The sequence below is a fragment of the Actinospineispora acaciae DSM 45401 genome, assembly GCF_000620785.1.
In the GTDB taxonomy this organism is placed as follows: domain Bacteria; phylum Actinomycetota; class Actinomycetes; order Mycobacteriales; family Pseudonocardiaceae; genus Pseudonocardia; species Pseudonocardia acaciae.
The window spans coordinates 239201-264775 of record NZ_JIAI01000009.1; the positions used below are offsets into that span (position 1 = coordinate 239201).

The 25575-nt window shown below is 73.3% G+C and carries 24 protein-coding genes; 8 read left to right on the top strand and 16 right to left on the bottom strand.

Annotated features, from left to right (window positions below; all coding sequences use genetic code 11):
• Positions 1–66 precede the first annotated feature (66 nt).
• The 6 genes from N912_RS0133205 to N912_RS56245 all read left to right on the top strand — a co-directional run bounded on the left by N912_RS0133205 (position 67) and on the right by N912_RS56245 (position 7569).
• Positions 67–1083: a sugar ABC transporter substrate-binding protein gene (locus tag N912_RS0133205; protein ID WP_245645588.1), complete on the top strand. Its 1017-nt coding sequence runs from the start codon at positions 67–69 to the stop codon at positions 1081–1083.
• The gene (locus tag N912_RS0133210) at positions 1083–2594 is read left to right on the top strand and encodes a sugar ABC transporter ATP-binding protein (RefSeq protein WP_028925798.1); all 1512 of its coding nucleotides are present in this window, start codon (positions 1083–1085) and stop codon (positions 2592–2594) included. The genes N912_RS0133205 and N912_RS0133210 overlap by 1 nt, the downstream gene beginning before the upstream one ends.
• Positions 2591–3571: an ABC transporter permease gene (locus N912_RS0133215; RefSeq protein WP_245645590.1), complete on the top strand. Its 981-nt coding sequence runs from the start codon at positions 2591–2593 to the stop codon at positions 3569–3571. The genes N912_RS0133210 and N912_RS0133215 overlap by 4 nt, the downstream gene beginning before the upstream one ends.
• 103 nt (positions 3572–3674) lie before the next feature.
• Positions 3675–4934 carry a hydantoinase/oxoprolinase N-terminal domain-containing protein gene (locus N912_RS0133220; RefSeq protein ID WP_028925800.1) on the top strand — a complete coding sequence of 420 codons (1260 nt, stop codon included), beginning with the start codon at positions 3675–3677 and terminating at the stop codon, positions 4932–4934.
• The gene (locus N912_RS0133225) at positions 4931–6067 is read left to right on the top strand and encodes a DUF917 domain-containing protein (protein WP_028925801.1); all 1137 of its coding nucleotides are present in this window, start codon (positions 4931–4933) and stop codon (positions 6065–6067) included. The genes N912_RS0133220 and N912_RS0133225 overlap by 4 nt, the downstream gene beginning before the upstream one ends.
• Positions 6068–6069: 2 nt before the next feature.
• On the top strand, positions 6070–7569 hold the full coding sequence (locus tag N912_RS56245; protein WP_051581149.1) for a PucR family transcriptional regulator: 1500 nt from the start codon (positions 6070–6072) through the stop codon (positions 7567–7569).
• Positions 7570–7614: 45 nt separating this feature from the next.
• On the opposite strand, the gene N912_RS0133235 is transcribed toward N912_RS56245, so the two are convergent.
• From N912_RS0133235 to N912_RS0133295, 13 genes are all read right to left on the bottom strand, one after another.
• A complete protein-coding gene (locus N912_RS0133235) occupies positions 7615–8478 on the bottom strand; it encodes a prenyltransferase/squalene oxidase repeat-containing protein (protein WP_028925802.1) in 864 nt (287 codons plus the stop codon).
• A gap of 11 nt (positions 8479–8489) precedes the next feature.
• The gene (locus N912_RS0133240; protein WP_028925803.1) at positions 8490–9197 is read right to left on the bottom strand and encodes a DUF6597 domain-containing transcriptional factor; all 708 of its coding nucleotides are present in this window, start codon (positions 9195–9197) and stop codon (positions 8490–8492) included.
• Positions 9198–9225: 28 nt separating this feature from the next.
• Positions 9226–10908, bottom strand: a complete 1683-nt coding sequence (locus tag N912_RS0133245; RefSeq protein ID WP_028925804.1) for a hydantoinase B/oxoprolinase family protein — start codon at positions 10906–10908, stop codon at positions 9226–9228.
• The gene (locus N912_RS0133250; RefSeq protein ID WP_028925805.1) at positions 10905–12947 is read right to left on the bottom strand and encodes a hydantoinase/oxoprolinase family protein; all 2043 of its coding nucleotides are present in this window, start codon (positions 12945–12947) and stop codon (positions 10905–10907) included. Before N912_RS0133250 ends, N912_RS0133245 begins: the two co-directional genes overlap by 4 nt.
• A gap of 80 nt (positions 12948–13027) precedes the next feature.
• Positions 13028–14440 (bottom strand): DUF2252 domain-containing protein, encoded by a 1413-nt coding sequence (locus N912_RS0133255; RefSeq protein ID WP_028925806.1) that lies wholly within the window; start codon positions 14438–14440, stop codon positions 13028–13030.
• A 52-nt stretch (positions 14441–14492) separates the two neighbouring features.
• Positions 14493–14975, bottom strand: a complete 483-nt coding sequence (locus N912_RS0133260; RefSeq protein ID WP_028925807.1) for a VOC family protein — start codon at positions 14973–14975, stop codon at positions 14493–14495.
• Positions 14976–15032: 57 nt separating this feature from the next.
• Positions 15033–15923, bottom strand: a complete 891-nt coding sequence (locus tag N912_RS0133265) for a 5-oxoprolinase subunit C family protein (protein WP_051581150.1) — start codon at positions 15921–15923, stop codon at positions 15033–15035.
• Positions 15920–16570 carry a 5-oxoprolinase subunit B family protein gene (locus N912_RS0133270; RefSeq protein WP_051581151.1) on the bottom strand — a complete coding sequence of 217 codons (651 nt, stop codon included), beginning with the start codon at positions 16568–16570 and terminating at the stop codon, positions 15920–15922. The genes N912_RS0133265 and N912_RS0133270 overlap by 4 nt, the downstream gene beginning before the upstream one ends.
• Positions 16571–16577: 7 nt before the next feature.
• Positions 16578–17225 (bottom strand): RraA family protein, encoded by a 648-nt coding sequence (locus tag N912_RS0133275; RefSeq protein ID WP_028925810.1) that lies wholly within the window; start codon positions 17223–17225, stop codon positions 16578–16580.
• Complete coding sequence (locus tag N912_RS0133280) at positions 17222–17893, bottom strand: RraA family protein (RefSeq protein WP_028925811.1); 672 nt, start codon at positions 17891–17893, stop codon at positions 17222–17224. The genes N912_RS0133275 and N912_RS0133280 overlap by 4 nt, the downstream gene beginning before the upstream one ends.
• Positions 17890–18639, bottom strand: a complete 750-nt coding sequence (locus N912_RS0133285; protein WP_028925812.1) for a LamB/YcsF family protein — start codon at positions 18637–18639, stop codon at positions 17890–17892. Before N912_RS0133285 ends, N912_RS0133280 begins: the two co-directional genes overlap by 4 nt.
• Complete coding sequence (locus N912_RS0133290) at positions 18636–19481, bottom strand: urea carboxylase-associated family protein (protein ID WP_028925813.1); 846 nt, start codon at positions 19479–19481, stop codon at positions 18636–18638. Before N912_RS0133290 ends, N912_RS0133285 begins: the two co-directional genes overlap by 4 nt.
• A 3-nt stretch (positions 19482–19484) precedes the next feature.
• Positions 19485–20165: a GntR family transcriptional regulator gene (locus N912_RS0133295; RefSeq protein WP_028925814.1), complete on the bottom strand. Its 681-nt coding sequence runs from the start codon at positions 20163–20165 to the stop codon at positions 19485–19487.
• Positions 20166–20368: 203 nt separating this feature from the next.
• Here N912_RS0133295 and N912_RS56250 point away from each other — a divergent pair, with 203 nt between their 5' ends.
• Complete coding sequence (locus tag N912_RS56250) at positions 20369–21703, top strand: MFS transporter (protein ID WP_169747999.1); 1335 nt, start codon at positions 20369–20371, stop codon at positions 21701–21703.
• A gap of 7 nt (positions 21704–21710) precedes the next feature.
• On the opposite strand, the gene N912_RS0133305 is transcribed toward N912_RS56250, so the two are convergent.
• The 3 genes from N912_RS0133305 to N912_RS56255 are packed head-to-tail and all read right to left on the bottom strand — an operon-like array spanning position 21711 to position 24593.
• Positions 21711–22730: a M48 family metallopeptidase gene (locus N912_RS0133305; protein WP_245645593.1), complete on the bottom strand. Its 1020-nt coding sequence runs from the start codon at positions 22728–22730 to the stop codon at positions 21711–21713.
• A gap of 36 nt (positions 22731–22766) precedes the next feature.
• Positions 22767–23780, bottom strand: coding sequence for a M48 family metallopeptidase (locus tag N912_RS0133310; protein WP_028925816.1), 1014 nt, complete (start codon positions 23778–23780; stop codon positions 22767–22769).
• 57 nt (positions 23781–23837) lie between these two features.
• Complete coding sequence (locus tag N912_RS56255) at positions 23838–24593, bottom strand: DUF899 domain-containing protein (RefSeq protein ID WP_037067871.1); 756 nt, start codon at positions 24591–24593, stop codon at positions 23838–23840.
• A gap of 32 nt (positions 24594–24625) precedes the next feature.
• Between N912_RS56255 and N912_RS61625 the strand changes: the two genes are divergently transcribed.
• Positions 24626–25516 carry a LysR family transcriptional regulator gene (locus N912_RS61625; protein ID WP_084211432.1) on the top strand — a complete coding sequence of 297 codons (891 nt, stop codon included), beginning with the start codon at positions 24626–24628 and terminating at the stop codon, positions 25514–25516.
• Positions 25517–25575: the final 59 nt, after the last annotated feature.

Below are 25575 nucleotides of genomic sequence, written 5' to 3' on the forward strand. Positions count from 1 at the left end.
CGCGAGCCCGGGGCAACGGCACCATGCCTGCCACCGCCGACCGCATCCCCCGGAGGTCAGGCCGCCGTGAACCGTTCGCTTCGGCTGCTGGCGTCCGCCGCCGTGGCCGCCCTTCTCGTACTGTCGTCGCTGGCCTGCAGCCGGCCGGAGACCGGCGCGGGCGGCGCGACCCCCGCCAAGAGCCCGGACCAGAAGCTGAACATCGGCTTCTTCGGGTTCGCCAAGGCCAACTCGTTCGCCCAGGCCACCTGGGCCGGCGTGCAGGAGTACGCGGCCGCGCACAACGCCACCGCCACCTTCCTCGACCCCAACTTCGACGCCACCACCCAGGTCAACCAGCTCCAGGACGCGGTGGCGTCCAAGCGCTACGACGTGATGATCGTGCAGGCCAACGACGGCACGGCGGTGGTCGCCGCGGTCAAGCAGGCGGTGGCGGCCGGGATCACGGTGGTCACCGAGTTCACCCCGGTGGGCGGGCGGTACGACACCACCGACGCGCAGGTCCCCGGCACGGTGAGCATCGTGGACGCGCCCACCTTCAACGGCGAGGGGCTGGCGACGCTCGGGCTCGGCGCGTGCAAGGAGCTGGCCGCGCGGCCGTGCAAGGTGGCCTACCTGCAGGGGTTCGCCAACTACCCGCTGGACACCGCGCGCACCAACGCGGCCGAGGCGGCGCTGCGGGCCGGCGGGGCCGACGTGGTGGCCAGCGTGGTCGGCGGCTACACCCAGGACGCCGGCCGCGCCGCCTTCCAGAACGTGCTGCAGGCCCACCCGGACGTGCAGGTGGTGATCGGCTCCTCGCAGGCCATCCAGGGCGCGGCCCCGCTGGCCGCCGGGAAGAACATCAAGTTCATCGGCAACGGGGGCTCGGCGCAGGCGTTCGCGGCGGTGCAGTCCGGGGCGTGGTACGGCGCGTACGTGGTGCCGGAGAAGGCGGAGGGCGCCAGGGCGGCCGAGCTCGGGCTGGCCAAGGCGCGCGGCCAGTCGGTGCCCACCGCCACCGACGCGCGCACGCTCACCCCGTACCGGGGGCTCGGGACCAGGGACACGCTGCGCGGGCAGAACGCGGACTACTCGGACTGATGGTGCTCGGCCGGACACCGGCGCCGAGGATCGAGATCCGGGGCGTGGGCAAGAGCTACAGCGGGGTGTCCGTGCTGCGCGGCATCGAGCTGGACATCGCGCCCGGCGAGATCCACTGCCTGGTCGGCGAGAACGGGGCCGGCAAGAGCACGCTGTTGAAGATCCTGGCCGGGGTGATCAGGGCGGACCGGGGCGGTGTGAGCTTCGACGGCGAGCGGACGGCCATGCACCACCCCCGGGACGCGATCCGGCACGGCGTCGGGCTGATCTCGCAGGAGGGCGCGCTGGTGCCGGCGCGCACGGTGCTGGAGAACGTGTTCCTTGCCCGCTGGTCGCACCGGTTCGGGGTGCCGAGGCGGGGCGAGGACCTGCGGCGGTTCGAGGTGCTGCGCCGCGAGGCCGGGTTCGACGTGGACCCCGGCGCGCGGGTCGGGGAGCTGTCGATCGGGCGCCAGCAGCAGGTGGAGGTGTTGCGCGCGCTGGCCCGCGACACCAGGGTGCTGGCCATGGACGAGCCCACCGCGGTGCTGTCCGAACACGAGACGGAGAACCTGCTCGGGCTGATCCGCCGCCTGGCCGCCGCCGGCACCACGGTGATCCTGGTGTCGCACTTCCTGGACCAGGTGCTCCGCGTCGCCGACCGGGTCACCGTGCTGCGCGACGGCGAGCTGGTGATCACCGACGCGCCGGAGGGGCACACGCCGGCGACGCTGGTCCGGCACATGGTCGGGCGGGAGCTGGACGTGCCGCGCCCGGAGCCGGCGCCGGTGCCGGCGGACGCGCCGGTGCGGCTGGCCGCGCGCGGGCTGAGCCGGGGGCCGGTGGACGGGGTGGACCTGTCGGTGCGCGCCGGCGAGATCGTCGGGCTGGCCGGGCTGGTCGGCAGCGGGCGCACCGAGACGCTGCGGCTGTTGTTCGGCGCGGACCGGCTGGCGGCCGGCGTGGTGGAGGTCGACGGGGTGGCGCATCCGAGGCTCACGCCGCGCCGGGCGATGGCCGCCGGTGTCGCGCTGGTGCCGGAGTCGCGCAAGGAGCAGGGCCTGGTGATGATCCGCTCGGTGCGGGAGAACGTCGCGCTGGCCACGCTGGCGGCGCGCCGGGTCGGGCCGTTCTTCCGCGCCGGGGCGGAGCGCGCCGCGGTGGCCGAGGTGTCCGGCGCGGTGGACATCCGGGCCGCCGCGCCGGAGGCCGCCGTCCAGACGCTTTCCGGTGGCAACCAGCAGAAGGCCGTGTTCGCGAAGTGGCTGCTGCGCCGGCCGAGGGTGCTCCTGGTCGACGAGCCGACCCGGGGGGTGGACGTGGCCGCCAAGACGCAGATCCACCGGTTTCTGGTGCGGATGGCCGCCGAAAGAGCGGCCATCGTGGTGGTCTCCTCGGACATCGAGGAGCTGCTCGCGCTGGCGCACCGGGTGCTGGTGCTGCACCGGGGGCGGGTGGCCGGGGAGTTCGAGCGGGGCGCGTCCAGCGAGGCCGTGATGGCGGTGGCTTTCGGGCATCAGGAGCCGGCGTGAAGGCCGTCGCGCTGGCCCCCTTGACGCGGGGGAACGGCCGGCGGGGTGCCCGGGTGCGCGACTACGGCATCCTGGTCGCGCTGTTGGCCATGGTGCTGGCGCTGTCGCTGAGCACCAGCACGTTCCTGAGCGTGGCGAACCTGGTGAACCTGCTCGACCAGTGCTCGATCGTCGGGCTGCTGGCGGCCGGGGCCACCGTGTGCATCCTGTGCGGCGTGTTCGACCTGACCGCGAGCGCGACGCTGGCGCTGTCCGCGATCGTGGGCGTCCAGCTCACGCGGATGGCCGGAATCGGCGTCGGGTTCGTCTCGGCGGTGCTGGCCGGCGCGCTGTTGGGCCTGGTCACCGGCGTGATCGTGGTGCGCAGCGGGGTGCACTCGTTCATCGCAACCTTGGCCACCAGCATCATCTACCGGGGCGTCGCGGTGGTCGCCACGGCGGGCGTGATCGTCTATCCGCTGGCCGGGCAGGCCGACGACTTCGGCATGCTCACCTGGCCCTCGGTGTTCGGCCTGACCTCGGCGACGGTGCTGTTCGTGGTGGTGGTCGTCGCGCTCGGGCTGCTGGTTTCGGCGACCACGTTCGGCCGGCGGGTCTACGCCGTGGGCGGCAACATCGAGGCCGCCCGGCTGTCCGGCATCCGGGTCGGCCAGGTGCAGGTCGCGGCCTACGTGCTCAGCGGCATCTGCTCGGCGCTGGCCGGGTTGATCCTGGCCTCGCGCGCGGGCTCCGCCCAGTCCAGCATGGCCACCGGCATGGAGCTGTCCGCGATCGCGGCCGCCGTCATCGGCGGCACCAGCATCCTGGGCGGCTCCGGGGCCATCTGGCGCGGCGTGGTCGGCGCGCTGCTGCTGACCCTGATCGGCAACGGCTTCAACCTGCTCGGCTGGGACACCATCTACCAACAGGTCGTCCAGGGCTGCCTGATCCTGCTCGCCGTCGCCGTCGACCGCTACCTCCGCACCCGGGCGACATGACATCGGCGGCACACACCGTCCGGGCGCGGCACACGGGTTGCGACAGGTGTGCGGCGCCGCGACGGTGTGTGCCGTCCGCGTGCACGGTGGCTAGGGTGATCGGATGCCCGTGCGGACGCACGTCGGGGTGAGTCTGGGGCCGGAGTCGTCGCGCGCCGTGGTCGTACGGGGCGGCGGGGTGCTGGCCACGCCGGCGGCGTCCGGCGACGATCCGGGGGAGCTGTTCGCGCGCGCGGCGGCGGCGTGTCCGGGGCCGCCGGCGGGCGTGGTCGTGGACCTGTCCGGGGTGTTGGTGGAGCTGGTGCTGCGGCGGCCGGCCGAGCTGGCGCGGGTGGCGATGATCAGGGTGGTGCCCAGGGCGGCGTCGGATCCGGCGTTGGGGCGGCACCCGGACGACGTGATCGAGCGGCTGATCGGGCGGCGGTACACCGTGCCGGGCGGTCACGACCTGTGCGGGCGCGAGCTGCGCCCGCTGGACCGGGCGGCGCTGCGGCGGGTGGTCGCCGAGATCGAGGGCGGGGCGGCGCGGTGTGTGGCGGTGGTCGCGGCCGGGTCGCCGGCGCAGCCTCGGCACGAGCGCGAGGTGGCCGACACCGTGCAGTCCGCGATCCCGGACGCGCGGATCTCGGCGGCCCACGAGTTCGGCGGGCAGGGGCTGGTGCACCGGGAGGCGACGGTGGTGCTGAACGCCGCGCTGGACGCCGCCGCCGAGCGGGTGCTCGACGGGTGCGAGCGGGCGGCGGCTCGGGCGTTCCCGGGCGTGCCGTTCCACGTGGCCCGGGGCGACGGGGGACGGGCCAGCGCGTCGCGGATGCGGGCGCTGCCGGTGACCGGGCTGGGCGCGGCCGACGCGTTGCGGCTGGTCGGCGCGGCCACGCTGGCCGGGGAGGCGGACTGCCGGGTGGTGTTCGCCCGGGACGAACCCCCGGTGTTCGGTGACGTGCGGGGCGGGCTCGCGGTGGTCCGCCCGCAGGCCCCGCCCGAGCTCGGCACCGTGCTCGTCACCCCGACCGCCGCCCTCACCAGGGCCGACCCGGCGCGCCTGAGGTCCGGGCAAGCGTCCGGCCTGCCCGTGATCGAGCCGGACACCGATCCCGACGTGCTCGGCTGCGTCGGCGCCACCGCCAGCCTGCCGACCGCGTGGCTGGACGAGGTGGCGTTCCTCGAGTCGGCCGCCGAGCTGGAGCGGATCAGGCGCGACGCGCTGGCCAGGGCCACCGTGCTGGCCACCGCCAACGGCGCCGCGCCCGGCTCGACCTCCGTGGTCGAGGTGGCCACCGTCGCGGTGCCGTACAGCCCGTCCGGCATGGTCCGCATCCGGGTGCGGGTGGCCGGCTCGCCGGAACCGGGTCGTGCCCCATGAGCACCTCGTACCTGGGTGGCGGGGCGGCGATCGCGGCCGAGGACGTGCCCGCGCTCTACGCCGGGGCGAACTTCTACACCCCGGCCATCGCGGACCTGGGCTGGACCTCGCTGCTGGCCTGGACGGTCAGCCTGCTGGAGCGCAACGGCCCGGTGCCGCTGGTGCGTCCCACCGCAATCGCGCCGGACACCCGGTGCGCGGCGGTGTGCGTGATCGGCTCCGGCGCCGCCATGGCCGACCTGCCGCCCACCGGCGACGAGTTCGCCATGGCCGTGCGCGAGCTGGCCGCCATGACCGGTGCCTCCGACTTCGATGCGGTGTACCCGCTGGCGGCCGCCACGGTGAGCGCGGTGGTGCCGGTCGCGGTGGCCAGCCAGCTCGGCGTCCCGCTGCTGGACGCGGACGGCGAGGGCCGCACGTTCGCGCTGATCCACCACACCGCCATGCACCTGGCCGGGGTGGCGGCCACGCCGCTGGTGGTGCGCGGGGTGACCGGCGAGTCGGTGGGGATCAGGGTGCTCGCCTCGGCGCGGGTGGACACCTTGCTGCGCTCCAACGTCGAGGTGCTCGGCGGCTGGGCGGCGCTGGCCGGCTACCCGAGCACGGCGGGGGAGCTGTGCCGCGCGGCGCTGCCCGGCACGGTGTCGCGGCTGCTCAACGTGGGCCGGCTGCTGCGGGAGTCGACGGGCGCGGACGAGCTGGTGGCCAGGCTCGCGGCGGTCACCGGCTGCCGGCGGCTCGGCCGGGGCCGCATCGTCGAGCTGGAGCACCTGAGCCGTCCCACCGACCTGATGAACCCGGCGCACCCGTCCACCGTGGTGATCGACGAGGTGGGCGGTGGTGGTGGGGGAGGTGGCGGAAAATGTGACAGCGGTCGGATGTACCGGCTGGAGCTGCGCAGCGAGATCGTCGCGGTGTTCGCCGACGGCGCGCTGGTCGCGGCCGCCCCGGACCTGATCTCGCTGGTCAACGTCCAGTACGGGGAGGTGGCGACGCTGGACAACCTGGAGCCGGGCGACCTGGTCGACATCCTGGTCATGCCCGCCGACGCGGTCTGGTACTCCGCCGAGGGGCTGGCCATGGTGGGCCCGGCCTCGCACGGCATCCCGCTGGACCACCCCCGGCGGCGGTGACCATGCGGCCCCAGGAGTCCACGGCACCGCTGCACCTCGGCGAGCTGCTGCGGGTCGCCCCGCTGGCCGACGCCGAGGCCGTGCACCTGCCGGACCCGGACCGGCCGGTGCACGAGGTGGTGCTCGCGCAGACGTTCGACAGGCTGCACCGGATCCCGCCGCACGCGCTGGTCGTGCTGCACGACGAGGCGGCGGCGGGCGGCTGGTCGCTGGCCGCCGCGCTGCACGTCGGCTGGGAGCGCAACGCCGTCGCGGTGGTGGTCCCGCCCGCCGCGGTGTCGTCCTCCAGCGCGGTGCTGGCGCAGCGGCTGGGCGTGGCCGTGCTGGTGGTCGACGACGACCCGGTGGACCTGGCGCTCACCCTGGCCGGGCAGCTCAGCGCCCCGGCCGCGACCAGGGCGCTGCGGGTGGCGCGGTGCGCGGAGCGGCTGGCCGAGCAGTCCAGCGTGCGCGGCGTGCTCGGGCTGCTCAACCGCGAGCTGCGGCCGGTCACGGTGGCGCTGCTGGTCGGCGAGGCGGTCGCGGCCGGGCGGGCGTCCGCGGTGTCCGACCATCCCGGCGCCGAGCGGATCAGGGTGGAGGTCACCGACCCGTCCGGCCGGCGGTGGGGCGAGCTGGTCGCGTCCGTGCCGGCGGGCGGCGCGGCGGCGGCCGGCCCGGTGGAGCCGGTGCTGCGGCTGGCCCGCCCGCCGCTGGTGGCGGCGTGGGCGCACGCCCGGGTGCACTCCGCCGCCCGCGCCGACCAGGAGCGGGCCACGTTCCGGCTGTTTCGCCGTATGTCCAGCTCGGGCGGCGTCCACCTCGAACCGGACGGGGAGGTCGACGCGCCGTCCTGGACCGACGAGCTGGGCTGGCACGTGGACGGCGCCAACCGGGCGGTCTGGATCTCGCCGGCGCGCCCGGAGGACGTCGAGACCACCCCCGAGCTGACCGAGCTGGTCCGGGTGGCCTGGCAGCGCCACCTCGGCGACTGGCCGGTGGTGGCCGACGGCGACGGCTGGGTCTCCTGGCACAGCGGCGCCGACGCGGACGACCTGGCGTCGACCCGGCAGGCGGTACGGGCGGCCACCGTGGCGGCGCGTCGACACGGCCTGGTGCTCGGGGTCGGCGGCGCGCACCGGGGCATTCCCGGCCTGATGCGGTCGGTCACCGAGGCGCGCCTGGCCGCGCACGCGGCGCTGGACGCCGGCCCCGGCTCGGTGCAGTGGTTCGACCAGGTCGGCGCCCGCGCCGCGCTGGCCTGGCTGCCGCGCGCCCAGATCGCGCACGTGGCCGACCTGTGCCTCACCGACCTGATGGCCGCCCGCGACCGCGACGTCCTGGTCCGCACCGTGCTTGCCGTGCTGGACTGCGGCGGCTCGCTCAGCCAGGCGTCCGCCCGGCTGGGCGTGCACCGCAACACCGTCCTGTCCCGGGTGGCCAGGGCCCGCGAACTGGGCCTCACCCTGGACGACCCCACCCAACGCCTGGCCCTACACGTGCTCTGTTACGCGCTCGCCTAAGACCGGCCGCCGCACACATCGCACCCTGTGCGACACCCCAACGAGCTATGCGACACCAGGCCGGCCGTGCGCGCGCAGGGTGCGGAGGGCGGCCAGGGTGACGACGCCGCGCCACTCCACGGTCTGGCCGGGGGAGAAGTGCAGGAAGTGGAAGTCCCAGCCGCCGTCGTCCAGTTGCTCGCGCTCCAGGCGGTCCAGGTCGGCCGCGATCGTCTCGTCGGTGAACAACGCCCGGCTCGGTGTGCCGGGGCGGGGGGACAGGTCGAGCGGCTTGACGTGCTCGTTCTCGATCCCGCCCTCGACGGCGACCGTGCCGTCGTCGCGGATGGCGGAGCGGAAGCGGTCGACGGCGGCCGCGGCGCGGGCGGGGTCGGGGACGGCGTCGAGGAACTGCAGGGCGAACTCGACGGTGTAGCCGCCGGGGTCCTCGATCGCGTCGATCTGGTTCCAGCACCAGGCGGTGGCCTTGTCCAGCCACGGGTGCCGCACGCCGAGCCGCCACAGCCTGGCCGCGAGCGCGTAGGTGAGGAAGCCGGCCTCGGGTTTGGGCTCCATCCACGGTGCGCGCGGGTGGCCGTGCGCCGAGGGCAGCACCGTCGGCACGCCGCCGTCCGGGTGGGCGATCGCGGCGATCCAGTCCGCCACCTCGGTGACCATGGGGTCGTGGGCGGCGTCCAGGTCGGCGAGCACGTCGAGCGCGGACAGCGCCGCCGACGGCTGGCTGCCGGGGCAGCGCACGTCGGGCTCCAGCGCGTGGCCGAACCCGCCGTCGGTGTTCTGGTACGCCTTGAGCGCGGTCAGGATGGGCTCGACGGGCCCGTCGTCGAGGAGCCGCGCGAGCTGGTGCCGTTCCAGGACGCGGGCGGTGGATTCGATGAACTGTCGGGCGGCTTTCAGGTCAATGCTCATGCATTGAGACGCTAGGCAGCCGTGAGCGTGGCATCTTCCAGGAATCGGACAGGCGTGAGGCCGGTCAGGCGCCTGACCTCGTCGGTCATATGCGCCTGGCTGGCGTAGCCGGCCGAGTACGCGCGATCAGCCAGCGCGCCCTCGCCGGTAGCGACCAGCCGGCGCAGCCGTGCCACCCGTGCCAGGAGCTTCGGGCCGTAGCCCACGGCCGCGGTGACCCGCCGGTTGAGGTGGCGCTCGCTGATCCCGAGGTCGTACGCCACCGCCGACACCCGAGCGCCGGCGACCGCCAACCGGCGCACCGCGGCGCCGACGAGCGGGTCCGGTTCGGCCTTCCGGTGCAGTACGGCCTCGGTCAACAGCCGAAGCCGTGCCGACGGGTCCTCGGCCTCGGGGCGGTCGGTCAGGTCCGCCGCCGCCGGCCAGAGCAGCGACAGCGGGACCCGCTGATCGCGCACCTCGTCGGCGGGCACGCCCAGGACGGCGCCGGCCATCCCCGGCCGCAGCCGGATCCCGCTGGCCGGCGCACCGACCGCCTGCCACACCATCGGCCGGGTGTCCGCGCCGACGACGAGGAGCCGGTCACCGAGCCAGACCAGGTCGACGCACCCGTCCGGGACGACCCGCTGCACGCCGTCGACGAGGGCATCGCTCTCCCACACGCACGCCACCACCGGCTCCAGCCCGGCCGGCGGCCGGTACTCGCGGTACGCGCCCACACAGGCACTGTAACCCCGACCTACGACATCATCCGCCGGTGTCGACCCCGTAGTGGCGCAGCGCGGTGGCCGCCGTGATGTGCCGGTCGGCCACGTCCGTCCGCACCTCGTCGACGCCGCGCTCGGTCGGGTCGCCGTAGCCGCCGCCCCCGCCGGTGTGGCACCGGACGATGTCGCCCTTGCGTACCGGCGTGCCGTTCACCTTGAGCATCCGCCGCTCGTCCGGCCGCCCCGGGTTGATCACGATCTCCGGGCCGACCGCGTCCTCGCCGCCGAACAGCCCCCACGCCGGCTGGCGGGACCGCTCGAACCACAGCGACAGCGAACAGTCGCACTGCGCCTCGTACTCGCGGGTCACCCCGTTGCCGCCGCGCCACTTGCCGGCCCCGCCGGAGTCGGAGCGGATCCCGTACTCCGTGATCCGCCACGGGTACCGGGTCTCCAGCACCTCGATCGGCAGGTCCTTGAGCGAGCCGTTCACATTGTTGATCAGCGCGCTCTCCCCGTCCGAGCCGTCCCAGGCGCCCCAGCCGCCGAGGGTGGCCTCCAGGCTGACGAACTCGCGGCCGAACCGGGGGTCCACACCGGAGGTGAGCACGATCATCGAGTCGCCGTGGCTGGCGCCGGCCACCCGGTCCGGCATGGCGGGGGCCAGCGCGCGGGCCACCATGTCGATGAGCAGCCCCAGGTGGGAGAAGTACCACTGGCAGGCGGCCGGCGGCAGGGCGCCGAGCACCGAGCCCTCCCGGACCTGGGTGGTCATCGTCCGGAACGAGCCGCCGTTGCCCGGCAGGTCCGGGCTGACCAGCAGCTTGTAGCCGACCCGCAGCGCGGAGATGGCCTGGGCGACGCCGCAGTTCACCGGGCCGACCGTCTGGTCGCCGGACTCGGTGACGTCGAAATCGATGTCCTGCCCGGTCACCGTGATCCTCAGCCGGATCGGCACCGGCGTGTCCAGGTCGACGCCGTCGTTGTCCAGCACGCCCTCGGCGGTGTACACGCCGTCCGGGATGGCCGCGATGACCTCGCGCTCCAGCAGCTCGGTCTGCCGGAAGATCTCGTCGCGGGCCGCCTCCAGGGTGTCCAGGCCGTAGCGCTTGACCAGCTCGCGCAGCCGCCGGCTGCCCATCTTGATGCAGGCGATCATCGCGTTCATGTCGCCGGTGGTGGGGTAGGGGAAGCGGACGTTGCGGCCGATGGTGTCGATCAGCGCGCGGTCGTCCTCGCAGCCGGAGACCAGCTTCTGCGGGCCCAGCCGCAGGCCCTCCTGGAAGATGTTCACCGAGTCCATCGAGCCGCCGGGGTCCTTGGAGCCCACGTCGATCCAGTGCGCCCGGGACGCGGTGAACCCGACCAGGGTCTTGCCGACGAACACCGGGCCGAAGATCGTCACGTCGTTGAGGTGGGTGCCGGCCAGGTAGCTGTCGTTGAGGATCCACACGTCGCCGGGCTGCCAGACGTCCCTGCCGAACATCTCCTCGGTGGCCTTCGTGCAGGTCTCCAGGTTGCCCAGGAAGATCGGCAGCCCGGCGGACTGGCCGAGCACCTGGTGCTCGGCGTCCAGCAGCGCGACCACGCAGTCGCCGCACTCGTAGATGATCGGCGTGTACGCCGAGCGGATCAGGGTGGCGTTCATGTCGTCGGCCGCCGAGTTCAGCGCGTTGCGGATGATCTCGACGGTCACCGGGTCGATCGGGGTCACGATGGTCATGGCTGGGTCCCTCGGATGATCAGCGAGCCGTACTCGTCCACGGTCACCTCGTGTTCGGGGGGGACCACGGTGGTGGCGGTGTCCTCCACGATCACGGCCGGGCCTTCCAGCCGGTGACCGCCGAGGAGGTTGTCGCGCCGAACCACCGTGGTCCGCCGGGGAGCGCCGTCGAACACCACCTCGCGGACCTCGTGCACGAACTCCGGCGACGAAGCACGAGGCCAGGCGGAGGGTTCCGGGCGGCCCAGGTCGCCGAACGAGGTGGTGCGCAGGGTGACGAACTCGATGGCCGCGCCCAGGTTGGAGTGGCCGTAGCGGGCATGGTGCAGCCGGGCGAACCGGTCGGCCACGGCGCCCAGGAACTCCGGGCGGGACGGCTCGGCCGCGTCGGTCAGCGGCACGGTGAGGGTGTACTCCTGCGCGGCGTAGCGGATGTCCACCGCGTGCGAGACGGTGCCGCGCTCGGGCGGCATGCCCTCGTCGGCGAGCGCGGCCAGCGCCCCGGACTCCATCCGGGCCAGCACCGAGGACATGTGCTCGCCGTCCAGGTCGGCGTCCAGGTGGAAGTACGGCTCGGTCAGGTCGCGGCGGATGCGGGTCTGCAGCATGCCCCAGGCGGAGAACGCGCCGGGGAACCTCGGCACGATCGTCTCCGCGATGCCCAGCTCCTTGGCCAGGAACACCGCGTGCATCGGCCCGGCCCCGCCGAACGCGACCAGGCTGGAGTCCCGGGGCTCGATGCCGCGGGAGACGGTGATGGTGCGGATCGCCTGCGCCATGGTGGCGTTCGCGACGTCGCAGATGCCCTCCGCCATGGCCGAGGTGTCCAGCCCGAACCGGGTGCCCAGCTTCTCCACGACCGAGGCGGCCAGCGCGGGGTCCAGGCTCATCTGGCCGCCCGCGAAGTCCTCCGGGTCGATCCGGCCGAGCACCAGGTTGGCGTCGGTCACGGTGGGCTCGGTGCCGCCGCGCCGGTAGCAGGCCGGCCCGGGCCGCGCCCCCGCCGACCGGGGCCCGACCCGCAGCCCGCCGGCCTCCATCCAGGCCACCGAGCCGCCGCCGGCGCCGACCGTGTGGATGTTGACCACGCTCATCAGCAGCGGCAGGCCCTCCAGCTTGGCCTCCGCCGCCACGTCCGGCTCACCGTCCACGATCATGGACACGTCGAACGAGGTGCCGCCCATGTCGACGCCGATCAACTGCCGCCGCTCGCCGCGCCGGCCCATCTCGGCGCTGCCGATCGCGCCGCCGACCGGCCCGGACAGCAGCGTCTGCAGCGGCCGCTCGCGGGCCGAGGAGGCGGTGAGGATGCCGCCGGAGGACTGCATGACGTGCAGCGGCGCGCGCAGCCCGTCCTCGCGCAGCCGCCGCTCCAGCTCACGCAGGTAGCGCCGGACCACCGGCCCGATGTAGCTCTCCATCACCGTCGAGGAGGTGCGCTCGTACTCCCGCCACTCCTTGGCCGACTCGTGCGACAGCGAGACGGTGAAGTCCTCGCTCAGCTCGCCGTAGAGGATCTCCCGCGCGCGCAGCTCGTGCCGGGGGTTCTTGTAGCTGAACAGGAACGCCACCGCGACCGCGCCGTACCCCCGCTCGCGCGCGAGCACCGCCGCCGCCCGCACCGCGTCCTCGTCCAGGGGCGTGAGCTCCGACCCGTCCGGCGCGATCCGGCCGCCGATGCCGAGCACGTCCCGGCGGGCGATCAGCGGCTCGGGCTTGCGGTAGTGCAGGTCGTAGAGCCTGGTCCGGGGGCCGCGCGCGATGTGGTACCCGTCCTGCACCCCGGCGGTGGCCAGCAGCAGCACCGGCACCCCCCGGCGCTCGATGAACGCGTTGATGCCCTGGGTGGTGCCGTGCACCAGGAAGCCGATCTCGGCGGCCGAGTCGACCACCGAGCGCAGCCCGGACATCACGCCCTCGCTCAGGTCGTCCGGGGTGGTGGAGGCCTTGGTCGCCGCGATGGCGCCGGACTCCTCGTCGTAGGTGACCACGTCGGTGAACGTGCCGCCGATGTCCATGGCTACCCGATACCGCGCCATGCCCGTGGACCCTAGGAATCGCGGCGGTCACCGGCGTGTGCGCGGCGCCCAGCCCTCGCGGCCGGCCGGGTGCGCGCGGCCTACTCGGACGGCAGCCGCCCGGTCTTCACGGCCCGCACCAGCTCCGAGTGGTCGGCCTCGGTCTGGTCGGCGTAGGCGCGCGCGAACGCGCACAGCGCCTCGGCCAGCGCGTCCGACTTGCCGATGTAGCCGGCGATCATGGACGCGCCGCTGGTCCGGGAGTGGCCCTTGGCCAGCAGGTGGCCCACCACGCCCGCGTAGTCGTCCAGCGCGTCGGCGTCCATGTTGTCCAGCGCCACCGAGCCCTTCATGTCCCGGAACTGGCGCACGTAGTACTGCCGCCCGCCGGCCGAGGTCCAGCCCAGCAGCGGGTCGCTGACCGTCTGCAGCGCCTGCTGGTACTCCACCACCCGCTGCCCCTGGTGCGCGTGCCACGCCGAGTCGCCGTGCACATAGCGCGCCAGCACCGACCTGCGGGCCTGCTTGAGCTGCAGGAACACCACGTCCTCCGGGCTGCTGCCCTCCAGCAGCGCCACGTAGGCGCGCAGCCCCACGCTGCCCACCCCGACCACCTTGTGCGCGATGTCGACCAGCGTGTAGCCGCCCAGCACGCGGCGCCAGTGCGGTGCCAGCGTCTCCAGGTAGTCGTCCAGCGCCTCGGCCAGCTCGTCGGCCTCCTCCGGCGGCACCCGGGTGATCAGCGGCGGCTCCTCGACGATCCGCCGGCACCCGTCACGTTCCTCGGTGAACCGGGGCAGCGCGCGGTCGCTGGTGCGCTTGCGAGCCCGGTCGGCGGCGCGTTTGATCTCCGCGCGCAGCCGCTTGTCGGTGGCGTCCTCGGCCAGCCGGTCCACGTCCAGCCGCTGGTAGGAGCGGGACAGCAGCGGCTGGTCGGCGAGGTGGCGGACCTCGTCGCGGTACGCCGCCACGCAGGCCGCCACCGCCTGTTCGCAGTCGTCCTCGCCGGCGCCGACCTGCCGCCCGGCCACCCAGATGCTGGCCACCAGCCGCCGCAGGTCCCACTCCCAGCCGCCGGGGTGCGCCTCGTCGAAGTCGTTCAGGTCGATGACCAGGTCGCGCTCCGGCGAGGCGTAGAACCCGAAGTTGCCCAGGTGCGCGTCGCCGCACACGATCGGCGTGATCCCGGTGCTGGGCAGGTGCGCCACGTCCTCGGCCACCACCACCGCGGAACCGCGCAGGTAGCCGTAGGGCGACGCGGCCATCCTGGCCACCCGCACCGGGACCAGCCACTCCAGCCGGCCCCGGTGCGACTCGATGATCAGCTCCACCGGGTCGGGCCGGCCCACCGCGGGCGGGTGCCATTCCGCCAGCGCCGAACGCGGCACCCGGTGGCGCAGGTCCTTGCCGAGCTGGTACCGCTCGGCCCTGGACACCGGGCGGCGGCGCAGCGAGGAGTAGGCGGCGCCGTCCTCGCCGGCGATCACGACGTGGTCGCGCGACCCTTCGTTCACCTGGCACCACCCACCGCGGCTCAGACCGTCGCGGCTGATCTTACGACGGCACCTACGCTCCGGAATGAGCCTTCCGCAGCGCGGCCAGGTCGATCTTCTTCATGGCGTACATCGCCTCGGTGGCGCGCTTGGCCTTCACCGGGTCCGGGTCTGTGACCAGGTCGATCAGCTCGGGCGAACCGACCTGCCAGGACAGCCCGTACCTGTCCTTGAGCCAGCCGCACGGCCCTTCCTCGCCGCCGCCCTCGGTCAGCTTCGCCCAGTAGTAGTCGATCTCGTCCTGGTCCGCGCACGGGACCTGGATCGAGACGGCCTCGTTGAACGTGAACATCGGCCCGCCGTTGAGCGCGACGAACTTCTGGCCGTTGAGCTCGAACTCGACGGTCATCACCGAGCCGGCCGGGTGCGGGCCGGCCTCGCCGTGGTGGGTCACCCTGCCGAGCTTCGAGTCCTTGAAGACGCTCGTGTAGAAGCTCGCCGCCGCCTCCGCCTCGGTGTCGAACCACAGGCAGGTGGTGAACGTCTTGTCGAACATGGGGGACCTCCTCGGTCGTCGGGGTTTCACATGCACCCGTACCGACCAGGCTCACGGTCAGAACTCATCGGCCCCGCGTGCGAACCGGAACGAGACGGTGTCGCCGGGGGCCAGCTGTCCCGCCAAAGGCAGGCAGCGCGTGGTGACGACGGCGATGACGGGGTAGCCGCCGGTCGCCGGGTGGTCGGTGAGGAACAGGATGGGCTGGCCGGAGGGGGGCACCTGCAGGGCTCCGGTCGGCATGCCCTCGGGCCCAAGCTCGGCGGTGACGCGGCGGGTCAGGGCGGGCCCGTCGAGCCGGACCCCGACCCGGTTGGCGTCGGCGGTGACCGTGTAGGGGTTGCCGGTGAGGGTGGCCAGGCCGTCCGGGGTGAACCAGTCGTCGCGCGGGCCGGGGACGACGTCGAGCACCGGCCTGGCGGGCAGGGCCGGGGACGGCGCGAGGTCGACCATCGTTCGGGGGCTGGGCTGGTCGCCGAGGGGGAGCCGGTGGCCGGGGCGCAGGGGCGGCGGGCCGAGGCCGGCCAGGAGGTCGGTGGATCGGCTGCCCAGGGTGGGGTCCACGGCGATGCCGCCGGAGACGGCGAGGTAGGTGCGCAGGCCGCCGCCGAGGGGACGGCCGAGGCGGAGCACGTCGCCGGGGCGGGCGTAGTACGGGGTGTTGGCGGCGACGGGCCTGCCGGCCAGGTCGGCGGCGGTGTGGGCACCGGTGAGTGCGATGTGGCGGGCGGCGGTGAGCTCGACGGTGAGGCCGCCGAGGCTCGCCTCGACGCAGGCCGCGTGCTCGGGGTTGCCGACCAGGCGGTTGGCCAGCGTGAGCGAGCGGCTGTCCGAGGCGCCCGAGGGCGGGACGCCCAGCGCGGCCCAGCCGGCGCGGCCCAGGTCCTGCACGGTGCTGAGCGGGCCGGGGTGGTGGACCACGAGGTAGCTGCCTCCCGGCGCGCTCATCCGCCGGTGGGTTCGAAGCGGACCCGGGTTCCGGGGGTGAGCAGGGCGGGGCGTGGCCGGTCGAGGTCCCACAGCGGCGCGGTGGTGGTGCCGAGCAGGTGCCAGCCGCCGGGGGAGCGACGGGGGTAGACGCCGGTGTACTCGCTGCCGATGGCGACGGTTCCGGCCGGGACCGCGGTGCGAGGGCTGCCGCGCCTGGGCAGGTGCAGCGCCGGGTCCAGGCCGGTGAGGTAGGCGAAGCCGGGGGCGAACCCGAAGAAGCCGGCGGTGTAGGTGCGGGCGGTGTGCATCCGGACGACCTCCTCGGTGCTCACCCCTCGCAGGCGCGCGACCTCGGCGAGGTCCTGGCCGTCGTAGCGCACCGGGATGGTGACGGTGCCCGCCGGATCCCCGCCGGCCGCCGGGCGGGCCTGCCCGACGGGGATCCGGCGGACGCGGGCGGTGGCCCGGCACAGCGCGGTGCCGCGCGGGTGCTCGGCGATCAGGAGCAGGGTGGCGGCGCCGGCGACGACGTCGGTGATGCCGTCGACGGGTTCGGCGGTCAGGGCCTGGTGCGCCTGGTGCACGGTGGCGGCGTCGTGGAGCTCGAGCAGGACCGCGCGGTCACCGGCCCTTCGGATCGCGCGGATCGGGTTCGTGGGGGTCATCCGTGCTCTAGCGGTGGGTCTGGAGCTGGTGGTAGCCGACGGCGGCGCGGGCGTCCCGCACCGTCTGGCCCGCTTCGATGCCGGCACGGATGGCGTCCTCGGCGGCGGCGATGGCGCGGGCGTGGTCGAGGACCTCGCCGGCGCGCGCGGCGGGGACGACGAGCACGCCGTCCCGGTCGCCGAGCAGGAGGTCGCCCGGCTCGACGCGGACGCCGCCGAGCGTGACCGGCCCGTTGACCTCCTCGACGCGGACGCGGTCCTTGCCGGTGCGCATCCACCTGTCCCTGGCGTAGATCGGGTAGCCCAGGGCGATGCTGCGTTGGGTGTCCCGGCAGGTGCCGTCGATGACGGTGCCGGCCAGCCGCCGGCGGTGGGCGGCCAGGGTGAGCAGGTCGCCCCACACGGTGACGTCGGTGCGGCCCTGGTTGTCCAGCACGACGACCGCGCCGGGCGGGACGTCGTCGAGGTAGTCGCCCACGGTGCCGCCGCCCTGGCCCACCGGCCCGTAGCGGACGGTGAAGGCGCGGCCGAGCAGGCGGAACGAGCCGTCGAGGGGCTTGACGCCGCCGACCTGGCCGGGGATCGCGGCGCGGTCGAGGGCGTCGGAGACCTCGCTGGTGCCGAACCCGCGCCACTGGTCGAGGTCGACGGTCATGCCGGGCTCCCTTCGGGGTCGAGGGCACGTTCGTACGCGGCGCCCATGACCTGGCCCAGGGGCGCGCCGGCGCGCACCGCCGCGGTCATGTCCCGCTCGCGGGCGTGCAGGTCCTCGGCGGTGGCCAGGACCTGGTCGAGGCGCGCGGCCGGGATGACGACGATGCCGGAGCCGTCGCCGCGCAGGTAATCGCCGGGGGCGACGGTGACGGACCCGAGCGCGACCGGGCGGTTCCAGGCGCGCTCGACGACCCGCCCGCGCGCCGACCGGGGGGTGACGGCGGTGGCGTACACGGCCAGGCCGAGCTCGCGGATCTCGTCGGCGTCCCGGACGGCGCCGTCGACCACGACGGCGGCGACGCCCCGCCGGGCCGCCCCCTGGCTGAGCACGCCGCCCCAGCCGGCGACGGCCGTCTCGCCGTGGTGGGCGACGACGATCACGTGGTCCGGGCCGGCGGCGTCCACGGCGGCGGTGCCGAGGTGACGCCCGCCGCCGCCGGCCGGTGTGGCGGGGGCGAGGTCGACGGTGAGCGCCCGGCCCACGAACGGCCGCGCGCCCGCGACCGGGCTCGGGCCGGCGAGGACGCCGTCGATGCCGTGCACGTCCAGGGCGTCGCTGAGCACGCAGGTGTCCAATCGGGAGAGCCGGTCCGGTGCGGCGTCGGTCATGCGGCGAGCGCCCCGTCCTCCCGCAGGGCGGTGCGCACCGCGCGCAGCAGCGCCACCGAGCCGGCGGTGTCGCCGTGCAGGCACAGCGTGTCGGGATCCGCGCGCAGCACGGTGCCGTCGATCGCGGTCACCGTGCCCTCGGAGACCAGCCGCCGCGCCCGCCGCACGATCTCCTCCCGGTCGTGCAGCACGGCCCCCTGCTCGCCCCGGGGCACCAGCCCGCCGTCGGGGCGGTAGGCGCGGTCCAGGTACGCCTCGCGCGCCACCGCGAGCCCGGCGGCGCGGGCCTGCCGCTCCAGGACGCACCCGCTGAGGGCGACGATCACGAGGCCGGGGTCCAGCGCGGTGACGGCGTCGATCACCGCGGCGGCCACCTCCGGCTCGTGCCAGGCCTGGTGGCCCAGGGCGCCGTGCGGCTTGACGTGGTGCAGCCGCAGGCCGTGCCGCCGGCAGAACCCGTCCACGGCGGCGATCTGGTAGGTCAGGTCCGAGGTGATCTCCTGGGCCGTCAGCCGCATCGGCCGGCGCCCGAACCCCACCAGGTCGGGGAACCCGGGGTGCGCGCCGACCCGGACGCCGTGCTCGCGCGCGGCGGCCACCGCCGCGTCGATGGTGCGGGGGTCGCCGGCGTGGAACCCGCAGGCGACGTTCGCGGAGGTGATCAGCGGCATCACCTCCAGGTCCCCGTCCAGGCCGTAGCGGCCGAACCCCTCACCCAGGTCGGCGTTGAGGTCGATGCCGGTCATGACGGGAACCCCAGTCCGTGCACGCCCCGGTAGGGCGCGGTGGCGGGAGGCGTCCACCCCCGCGTCAGCTCCTCGGCGGGGCGGTAGACCTCGACGGCCAGGGGCCGGCAGACCTCGATGGGGTCGCGGGCGTCCGGCCCCCACATCGGCACCGACAGGTCGCCCGCCGGGCAGGTGGACAGCGCGCAGAGCAGGTCCTGCTCGGCGAAGAACTCGAAGAAGTCACCCGGCGTGGCGGGGGAGGGCTTCATGAAGTAGTTGCCGTCCGCATTGATCCCGGTGACGGTGAAGATGTTCAACACGTCGTGCACGTCGAGCTCGGTCAACCCCCACGGCAGCACCGCCCGGGTGAGGTTGGAATGGCAGTGGAAGTCGAAGTCCCGCTCGCTGAACAACCGATTCACGTAGGGGTCGCAGCGCGCGCCCAGCAAATCGTGGATCCGACCGCCGTCCTCGTCCACCCCGTACCACTCGAGGGTGTCCTTGGTGATCGTCAGCAATGGCCGCAGGTACGGCAGCGTCGACCACAGCCGGTCGTAGCGGGTGACGTGCGTGCCCTGCAATTGGCGGGTGCGTGAGGTCCACATCCGCTCCCTGGGATTGTGCCGGTTCCACACGTTGAAGTCCCCGCACTGCGGTCCTTCCGGTGTGATCAGGATTCGACACAGATGCCCGGCCGGGACCTCCCACGCCTTCCCGGAGCGGATCGGGATCACGAACCGTTCGACCATCTCCCGGCGGTCGGTTGTCTCGGCCGCCTCGGCCAGCCGGTCATAGAAGTCGCGGTCCACGTCCAGGACGCTGCCGGGCGGCGCCTGGTAGTACGCCGACGTCATGCTCATTCGTCACCTTTCGTGTGCGGTTTTCTCGCGCAGGGCGTCGAGAACCTGTCGTTCGGAATCCTCCAGATAGACGAGCAGCACGCCGACGCTCTGAGTGCGGCGACCCCTGCGCAGCAGCTCGTACAACTCGCGGTCGCGTGCCGCCCAGCCGCGCTGGAACTGCTCCTCGTCACACGACGCCGCCCATGCCAGGCGCTGTTGCGCCATCAATGTCCGGAAGAACTCGTTGATCCGGTCACTGCCGAGCACCGCGATCAACGACTGGTGGAAACGCAGGCTGGCAGTGCCGGTCTCGCGCCAGCGCCGAGCCTGTTCGGCGCGCTCCTTGGCCACCACCGCCGACTCCATCGCCGAGAACTGCTCGTCGGTGGCCACCGCGGTTTCGGTGGCCGCCTGCGTCTCGAGCACCCGGCGAGTTCGATAGATGTCGCGCACCTCCGAGGCGGAAAAGCTCTTCACCGCGGCGCCCCTGTTCGGCGACTGGGCGACCAGTCCCTCGGAGGCCAACAGCCGCAACGCCTCGCGCAACGTGTTCCGCGAGACCTCCAGCTCGGCGGCAACCGACACCTCGCGCAACGCCGCACCCGGCGGCAGCGCCCCTTCCAGCATGCGTGTCCGCAGCACGTCCACCACTCGATCCGTGGTGCTCACCGACCCGCCGGGGTCGGGCTCGTCGATCGCCATGCGGCCAAGCTAGACCAATGTTGCTCAACAATCAAGAGCTCGCATATGAGCAGGTGACGATGCCTATAGCTAGTTGATCTAGGTTGCTACGAGGGCCGGTTGACCGTCGAGTGTTGAACAACTTACGCTCCTCCCCGCGCGACGTACCGGCGCACCAGTTCCGCATTCAATGAGGAGTTCGGACACTCATAAGGAGGCCAGACGTGCCTACCTCGAACGAATGCCCGCCAACCGAGGCTCGAACCACCCGGGCCAACCACGCAGTCGTCGCCGCCGCGATCGGCAACGTCGTGGAATGGTTCGACTTCGCGCTCTACTCCTACCTCGCCACCACCATCGGCAAGGTCTTCTTTCCGAGGGAGAGCTCCACGGCCCAACTGCTGTCGACCTTTGCCGTGCTGGCCGCGTCCTTCGTCTTCCGCCCGCTCGGCGGCATTGTTCTCGGCTCGCTGGGGGACAGGATCGGGCGGCGCGCCGTGCTCAGCACCACAATTCTGCTGATGACCGGCTCCACGTTCTGCGTCGGGCTCATTCCGAGCTACAGCAGCATCGGCATCGGGGCGCCGCTGCTTCTGGTCCTCCTGCGCATGGTGCAGGGGTTTTCGACGGGCGGGGAGTACGGCAGCGCGGCGACGTTCATCGCCGAGTACGCGCCCGCCAGGCGGCGAGGAATGCTGAGCAGCCTGCTGGAGGTCGGCAGCCTCTGTGCCTTCGGGGCCGGCGCCGCGGCCGCCACCCTGATCACCCTGCTCGTCGAGCCGCACCAACTGGTCGACTGGGCCTGGCGCCTGCCGTTCTTCGTCGCGGCACCGCTCGGGATCGTCGCGGTCTACCTGCGGCTGCGGCTCGACGACACGCCGGTGTTCAAGCAGGCCCAGGAATCCGGCGCCACCAGCGGGACGCCGCTGCGCGACGCGGTGCGCCGGGACTGGCGGGCAATGCTGGACCTCGTCGGCATCGTCATTCTCTACAACGGCGCCTTCTACACGATCCTGACCTACCTGCCCACCTACCTGTCCAACCGTCTCGGAATCTCCGAAAGCACCGCGCTGTCGCTGTCCGCGCTCGGCATGCTGGGCATGGCGGTCGTCGTTCCCTTTCTCGGCGCGCTCTCGGATCGCATAGGCCGCAAACCGGTGATGATTGCGTCCTGCGCGCTGTTCATCACCTCCAGCTACCTCGCCTTCCGATTACTGGAGCGGGCCACGCCGCTCTCGATCGCCGGTGGCATCGTCCTGCTCGCCCTCCCGCTGGCCGCGCTGCAAGGAATCGTGGCCGCGACGCTGCCGGCCCTGTTCCCCACCCAGGTCCGCTGCGGTGCCTTCTCGCTCGGATACAACGTCTCGACCGCCCTGTTCGGCGGTACGGCGCCGCTGGTCATGCAGTTCCTGATCACCACGACCGGCAGCAACTCCGTGCCGGCCTACTACCTGATGGCCGCGGCGGCGATCGCGCTGGTGCCCATCCTCCGCATCCCCGAGACGGCGGGGGCGTCCATGCACACGGTCGCCCAGCCCCAGCTCGGCCGCCACGAGTGACGGCGGGTCAGTCCAGGCCGAACTTGGTGCGCATGGTGCGGGCCGCGTCGGACATCGTGGAGCCGATGTCGTTGAAGACCTTGGCGAGCGGGTCGGTGGAGTTGCCGAAGCTGTCCCGGTAGGACTTCGCGGCCGAGGCGACGTCGTCGGTGAACGTGGCAGCGGCGTCGCCGTCGCGCCTGGTGTAGTCGCCGCCGAGGATGGCGCGGTATTCCTCGGACGCGGCCCAGCGCTGCAGCTGCGCGGCGCGGACCACCGCGAACGGGTGGGTCATCCCCTCCACCATCAGCAGCTTGTGCACGCTGTCGCGGATGTCGTCGATCCGTTCGTACTCCCTGGCCTGCTCCAGGAAGGACGGGATGTCGATCTCCGAGACGTCGGTGCCGCCGGCGAGGTAGATGTGGGCGCGCAGGGCCGCCGCCGGATCCTGGGTGCACAGCAGCCCGGCCCGGTCGCAGGTCAGCTCCGCCTTGCGGAACCACTCGCGCAGCGCCGCGATCACCGCGCGCAGCCCGAGCGAACCCGCCGGCATCCAGGACATCGTGACCTGCAGGCTGAGCAGCCTGATCAGGATGGTGCGCAGCACCGCGTGCCCGGACAGCGCGTGGCCCATCTCGTGGCCGAGCACGAACCGCAGGCCCTCGGTGTCCAGCGCCTCGACCAGCCCGGTGGTCATCACGATGAACGGCTCGTCGATGCCGATGGTGTAGGCGTTGGCCTCGGTGGACCGGGCGACGAACACGTTCGGCACCGCCGGGAGGTCCAGGATCTCGGCGCACTCGTGGCGCATCTGGTCGAGCCCGGCGTACTGCGAGGGGCCCGTCCTGATCGCCGAGGCCAGCGCGAAGAGGCGCTCACCGCGCTCGGTGAACATGCCGGACACCGCCTTGAGCCCCTCGGCCACCCCGGGGACGGCGCGCAGGGTGGCCATCGCGGCCCGGTCGGCGGGGTGCTCGTAGGCCCTCGGGCTGATCCGGGGAAACCGGACGCGGGCCAGCGGCGGGACGTTCATCTCCGTGGTCGACATGCCCGTGACGACCCACCACCGCGCCCCTCGGTTGGGTCAGTCCAGCCCGAACCTGCCGCGTATGTTCCGCGCCGCGCCGGACACGGCGGAGCCGACGTCGTTGAAGACCTTGGCCAGCGGGTCGGTGGAGTTGCCGAAGTCGTCCCGGTAGGACCTCGCGGCCGAGGCGACGTCGTCGGTGAACGTGGATCCCGCGTTGTCGTCGCGCCGGGGGTAGTCGCCGCTGAGGATGGCGCGGTACTCCTCGGACGCCGACCAGCGTTGCAGCTGCGCGGCGCGGACCACCGCGAACGGGTGGCTCATGCCCTCCACCATCAGCAGCTTCTGGATGCTGTCGCGGACATCCTCGGTCTGCTCGTACTCCCTGGCCTGCTCCAGGAACGACGGGATGTCGATCTCCGAGCTGTCGCTGCCGCCGGCCAGGTACAGGTGGGTGCGCAACGCCGCTGTCGGGTCCTGCCCGCACAGCAGCCCGGCCCGGTCGCAGGTCAGCTCCGCCTTGCGGAACCACTCGTGCAGCGCCGCGATCATCGCCCGCAGGCCCAGCGCCCCCACCGGCAGCCAGGACACCGTGCCCTGCAGGCTGACCAGCCTGATCAGGATGGTCCGCAGCACCGCGTGCCCGGACAGCACGTGGCCCATCTCGTGTCCGATGCTGAACCGCAGGCTCTCGGTGTCCAGCGCCTCGACCAGCCCGGTGGTCATCACGATGAACGGCTCGTCGATGCCGATCGTGTACGCGTTGGCCTGCGCGGACCTGGCGATGAACAGGTTCGGCACCGCCGGCAGGTCCAGCACCTCGGCGCACTCGCGGCGCAGCCGGTCGATCCTCGGGTACTGCTTCGGCCCGACCCTGATCGCCGAGGCCAGCGCGAGCAGCCGCTCACCCCGCTCCGCGAACAGCCCCGACACCGCCTTGAGCCCCTCCGCCACGCCCGGCATCGCGCGCAGCGTGGCCATCGCGGCCCGGTCGGCCGGGTGCTCGTAGGCCCGTGGGCTGATCCCGGGGAAGCGCATGCGCGCGAACGGCTGGATGTCCGACTCGGTCACCGTCGCCAGCGTGCTCGCTATAACACTCGGGGAACAGCTCTGGCTCGACTCTCGGGGTCAGTCCGTCTTGCGCAGGGCGATCCGGGGGTCGCCGGCAGTGGGTGCGCCGGTCGCGCGGCCTTTCGGTTCCTCCCAGCCCTCCTGCCGTCCCAGCGCGGTGAGATCGAGGTAGTAGTGCATGCCGCCGACGGACTCGGTGCCACGCCCATAGGCGGAGTAGGTGTGGAAGACACGGTCGCCGTCGCGGAGGAAGACGCTCAGGCCGTGCAGCTCGTAGGGTTGCTCGCCGGCGACCAGCGCGGCGGTGCCAGCGGCCTCGTGCTCGGCCCGGGTGCGGTAGTTGTAGCCGATGGGCGCCACGGACTCGTCGATGGTCACGTGGAAGTCGTGGTTGAACGTGCTGGCGTGGGAGGAGTACCAGGGCAGTTCCCAGCCCATCCGGCGACGCAACGGCTCGATCTTGGAGTACGGGGCGCGGGCGACGGCGACCAGCGTGGTGTCCCTCTCGTGGAGGTGGTCGAGCCTGCCGATGCCGTCGAGGCCTCCCGCGCAGCTCGGGCAGACCTCGTCCCAGCGCGGGTCGAACATCACGTGCTCGACGATGAGCTGGCGACGCCCTTCGAAAAGGTCGACCAGCCGGGCCGGGCCGTGCGCGCCCTCGAACTCGTACGGCTTGTCGATCTCGACCATCGGCAGCATCCGGCGCTCGGTGTTGACCCGGTCGCGGGTCCGGGTCAGCTCTTTCTCGTGGACGAGCAGCTTCTTGCGCGCGGCCAGCCACTCGTCGCGGGACACTGTCTCGGGGAGGTTCATGATTTCCTCTCGGTGACATCGGTGGTGAGGGTGTGGAGCTGAGGGAGATCGAGGTCTTCCTGGTGCTGGCGGACGAGCTGCACTTCGGGCGGACGGCGCGGCGGCTGTACGTGTCCCAGTCCCGGGTCAGCCAGACGGTGCGCGCGCTGGAGACGCGGGTCGGCGGGCGGCTGTTCGAGCGGACCAGCCGCCGGGTGCGGCTCACGGCGCTCGGCGAGCAGCTGCGCGATCGGCTCCGGCCCGGCTATGACCAGCTGAACCGGGCGTTCGCCGAGGTCCGCGCCCTCGCCACCGGGATCACCGGCGAGCTGCGGATCAGCCTGCTCAGCCTCGCGGCCGGCGGGCCCCGGTTCGCCGAGATCGTCCGGTCCTTCTCGGCCGAGCACCCGGGCTGCGCGGTCAGCGTCTACGAGGCCTTCCCGGGTGAGGCGCTGGCGCGGCTGTGCCGGGGCGAGCTGGACGTGATGGCGCACTGGCTGCCGCTGTCCGGGCCGGAGCTGACCATAGGGCCGACCCTGGTCCGTGAGCCGCGCGCGCTGGCCGTGCCCGTCGGCCATCCGCTGGCCGTGCGGGGTTCGGCGAGCCTGGAGGACCTCGGCGACTACGAGGTCGTCGACTCCACGGGCGTGGTGCCGGCGGAGACCCTCGACGAGCTGTGTCCCGCCCGGACGCCGAGCGGCCGGCCGGTTCGCCGGCGTCATCGGGAAGGGCGGATGGCCGAGGTGCTGGCCCTGGTGGCCAGGGGTGAGGTGGTGCATCCGACGGTGGCCTCCCTGCCCGACTACTACGCGCATCCGGGCGTCACGACGGTGCCGCTCACCGGCCTGGCGCCGTTGTGCGCCGCGCTGGTGTGGGTCACCGGGCGCGAGTCGGCGGCGGTCCGCGCGCTGGCGGAGATCGCGGCGCGTGTCGAGCCGACCTGACCGGGTCCGAGCGCGGTGCCGGCGACCGGGGCGCCGAGCTGGAGCACCAGCCAGGTTCG

Bases quoted from the DNA above. Each gene is read 5' to 3' on its own strand.
- N912_RS0133210 (WP_028925798.1), top strand. From the start codon at position 1,083: ATGGTGCTCGGCCGGACACCGGCGCCGAGGATCGAGATCCGGGGCGTG.
- N912_RS0133220 (WP_028925800.1), top strand. From the start codon at position 3,675: ATGCCCGTGCGGACGCACGTCGGGGTGAGTCTGGGGCCGGAGTCGTCG.
- N912_RS0133225 (WP_028925801.1), top strand. From the start codon at position 4,931: ATGAGCACCTCGTACCTGGGTGGCGGGGCGGCGATCGCGGCCGAGGAC.
- N912_RS56245 (WP_051581149.1), top strand. From the start codon at position 6,070: ATGCGGCCCCAGGAGTCCACGGCACCGCTGCACCTCGGCGAGCTGCTG.
- N912_RS0133235 (WP_028925802.1), bottom strand. From the start codon at position 8,478: ATGAGCATTGACCTGAAAGCCGCCCGACAGTTCATCGAATCCACCGCC.
- N912_RS0133245 (WP_028925804.1), bottom strand. From the start codon at position 10,908: ATGACCATCGTGACCCCGATCGACCCGGTGACCGTCGAGATCATCCGC.
- N912_RS0133250 (WP_028925805.1), bottom strand. From the start codon at position 12,947: ATGGCGCGGTATCGGGTAGCCATGGACATCGGCGGCACGTTCACCGAC.
- N912_RS0133260 (WP_028925807.1), bottom strand. From the start codon at position 14,975: ATGTTCGACAAGACGTTCACCACCTGCCTGTGGTTCGACACCGAGGCG.
- N912_RS0133265 (WP_051581150.1), bottom strand. From the start codon at position 15,923: ATGAGCGCGCCGGGAGGCAGCTACCTCGTGGTCCACCACCCCGGCCCG.
- N912_RS0133270 (WP_051581151.1), bottom strand. From the start codon at position 16,570: ATGACCCCCACGAACCCGATCCGCGCGATCCGAAGGGCCGGTGACCGC.
- N912_RS0133275 (WP_028925810.1), bottom strand. From the start codon at position 17,225: ATGACCGTCGACCTCGACCAGTGGCGCGGGTTCGGCACCAGCGAGGTC.
- N912_RS0133280 (WP_028925811.1), bottom strand. From the start codon at position 17,893: ATGACCGACGCCGCACCGGACCGGCTCTCCCGATTGGACACCTGCGTG.
- N912_RS0133285 (WP_028925812.1), bottom strand. From the start codon at position 18,639: ATGACCGGCATCGACCTCAACGCCGACCTGGGTGAGGGGTTCGGCCGC.
- N912_RS0133290 (WP_028925813.1), bottom strand. From the start codon at position 19,481: ATGAGCATGACGTCGGCGTACTACCAGGCGCCGCCCGGCAGCGTCCTG.
- N912_RS0133295 (WP_028925814.1), bottom strand. From the start codon at position 20,165: ATGGCGATCGACGAGCCCGACCCCGGCGGGTCGGTGAGCACCACGGAT.
- N912_RS0133305 (WP_245645593.1), bottom strand. From the start codon at position 22,730: ATGTCGACCACGGAGATGAACGTCCCGCCGCTGGCCCGCGTCCGGTTT.
- N912_RS56255 (WP_037067871.1), bottom strand. From the start codon at position 24,593: ATGAACCTCCCCGAGACAGTGTCCCGCGACGAGTGGCTGGCCGCGCGC.